General features: G+C 38.2%; 1 protein-coding gene and 1 pseudogene. One reads left to right on the top strand and one right to left on the bottom strand.

The genetic code is table 11. From position 1 onward, the window contains the following. Positions 1–213 (bottom strand): annotated as a pseudogene (locus ACRCJ0_RS12155) (pyridoxal 5'-phosphate synthase lyase subunit PdxS); the annotation flags it as partial. 143 nt (positions 214–356) lie between these two features. On the opposite strand from ACRCJ0_RS12155, the gene ACRCJ0_RS12160 reads away from it, so the two are divergent. After that, a complete protein-coding gene (locus tag ACRCJ0_RS12160; protein WP_431390587.1) occupies positions 357–1,745 on the top strand; it encodes a PLP-dependent aminotransferase family protein in 1,389 nt (462 codons plus the stop codon). The last annotated feature ends 605 nt before the right edge of the window (positions 1,746–2,350 follow it).

Here is a 2,350-nt window from a genome sequence, read left to right on the forward strand (position 1 = left end):
TATAGAAACTGCTGCTTGAATTTCTTTTATCATTTGAGGGTCACTCATCCGACTAACACCACCAGCAGCTCGAATGTCTGCAGGAACTCTTTCTAAAGCCATGATCGCTACGGCACCAGCCGCTTCAGCAATTTTAGCTTGCTCCACATTTACCACGTCCATGATTACGCCACCAGCTAATTGTTTATGTACTTCTTCGATTGATCGTTTCATTTTGATTGCTCCTTTATAAATATTGTCTTCACTTTAACAGTCTTTTGGATGTTTCTTAAGATGCAAAAATGGATATTTTTATGGGTCCAGATAGTTTTTTTATGTATAATGAAAAAAATGAATAATACGAGGGGAGAGAAAGCATGATTACGGTGAACTTTAACGAAGACCAACACCTCTACTTACAAATAGTTGATGAAGTCATCCGGCAAATTGCCCAGGGACATTTAAAAAGTGGTGACCAATTACCCTCACGGCGGGCCTTGGCAGATCATTTAAAAGTCAGTCTTAATACGGTCATTAACGCTTATGACCAACTGACTGATGAAGGCTATATAGTGCCGAGGGAAAGATCTGGCTATTTTGTGGATTTACTTGCAATTGATATGTTGCCCTCTGAGGAAATTGAGACAAAGCCACTAAAACATGAGCATGCTAAAATAAGTGACGCCAGCCAATATACTTATGATTTTCACTTTGCCAACCGTGATATGGCTACTTTAAAACCCAAACAATTATTGCAGTATGCACCCGACGCTCTAGCAAAAAGCATGGCTAATTGTAATTTAAAAGAAGACTTGGGTGCGCTCCCTTTACGCTTGGCTATTGCTAATTATTTACGTAAATACCGTGGAGTGATGACTTCAGCTGACAATATCATCATTACAGGCGGTCACAAGGCTAGCTTACAGACGCTATTTGCCTTATTAGACGATTCAATCTATGCCTTAGAAGATCCTGGCTATTATAAAAATTTAGATGTCTTTACAGACTATCAGCAAAAGACGATTCGAATCCCGATTGATAAATATGGTTTCTCAGTTAAGGATTTGGAGACTACCTCAGCTAACATCGTGATTACTACTCCTAACCATCAGTTTCCCACCGGCATTATCATGGGGATGCGTCGACGTCAGCGTTTATTAAAATGGGCCTATCAGGCAGAAAACCGTTATATTATTGAGAATGACTACTATAATGAGTTCCGCCTTAAGGGCCGCCCTGTTCCTGCTTTGACTAGTCTGGACGATCAAGAGCGAGTCATTTTATTAGGGGCCTTTCGTCAAAGTATGGGGTCAATTTTTAAGATGTCTTATTTAGTTTTACCCGATCAATTAATGGAAAAATTCCATCAAGCTAAATTAAAAACCACTGGTATTTCCAGCTTTGAGCAATATTTAATGACTGATTTTCTCAATTCTAACCATTTTCCTAAATATATTAATAGCCTGCGGACTAATTACCGTCGTAAGGAAAAAGCGGTTCTAGCAGCGCTTAACCAAAGCCAACTCCCCCTAACCATTAAGGAAGCAGGGGCTGGACTTTTCTTTATTATTAACATTGAGGGTGTGATTCCACCGACTGACGTGATTCAAGCTAGGCTAGCTGAAAATAAGATCCGCTTACAACCGGTCAACCACTACGCTAAATTAAACAACCAGTTCGACCAAAGTTACATTTTAGGTTATGCTGGGCTAGCGCTTGATGAAATTGATCAAGCTATTCAAGCTTTAGTCACTATTTTTAAATAAAGCAAAAGACTCAGTAAGTCAGCGAAAAGCTGATTTACTGAGTCTTTTAATTAGATTAAAAAAATTCTACTAGATAAACAACGATTACCGATACCGACATAACTGCTAAAGTCACATAAGGCACTTAAAACAAATATACGCCTACATGTTCAAAACTATCAATGTAGGGTGTGAATTCAAACCTATATAAAAGCTCTATAAGTAATGGTAAGTAGACCTGTACTCACGTGCTGACTACTTTCTTCATAAGTTTGATAATTTTCCTATCCAACCTAACAGCCTTACTCTTATTGACCAGTTCCCACAAACATACCCCTGTTTACATAATAAAAAGGAGTCACTTAATCTTAAAACTAAGTTTACTCCTTTTAATATTAGTGGAAGTTCTTAAGTGGTCCATCAAGAACATTATAACATCACGATTTTAGTCTCTGACCTTTTGCATCAGCTATACTTCGTTACGCAGCTGAGGCTGTATATCGCTAAGCTCTAACAGCCTCAAGCAATACTACACACTCAACATGGGAAGTGTTGATAGAATTGATGTATTTGCGATTTTTAATTAAATAGTCATATGCGGGAAAATATCGACTATTTCGTACGTC

The sequence above is a fragment of the Aerococcus sp. L_32 genome, from assembly GCF_050689315.1.

Bases quoted from the DNA above. Each gene is read 5' to 3' on its own strand.
- ACRCJ0_RS12160 (WP_431390587.1), top strand. From the start codon at position 357: ATGATTACGGTGAACTTTAACGAAGACCAACACCTCTACTTACAAATA.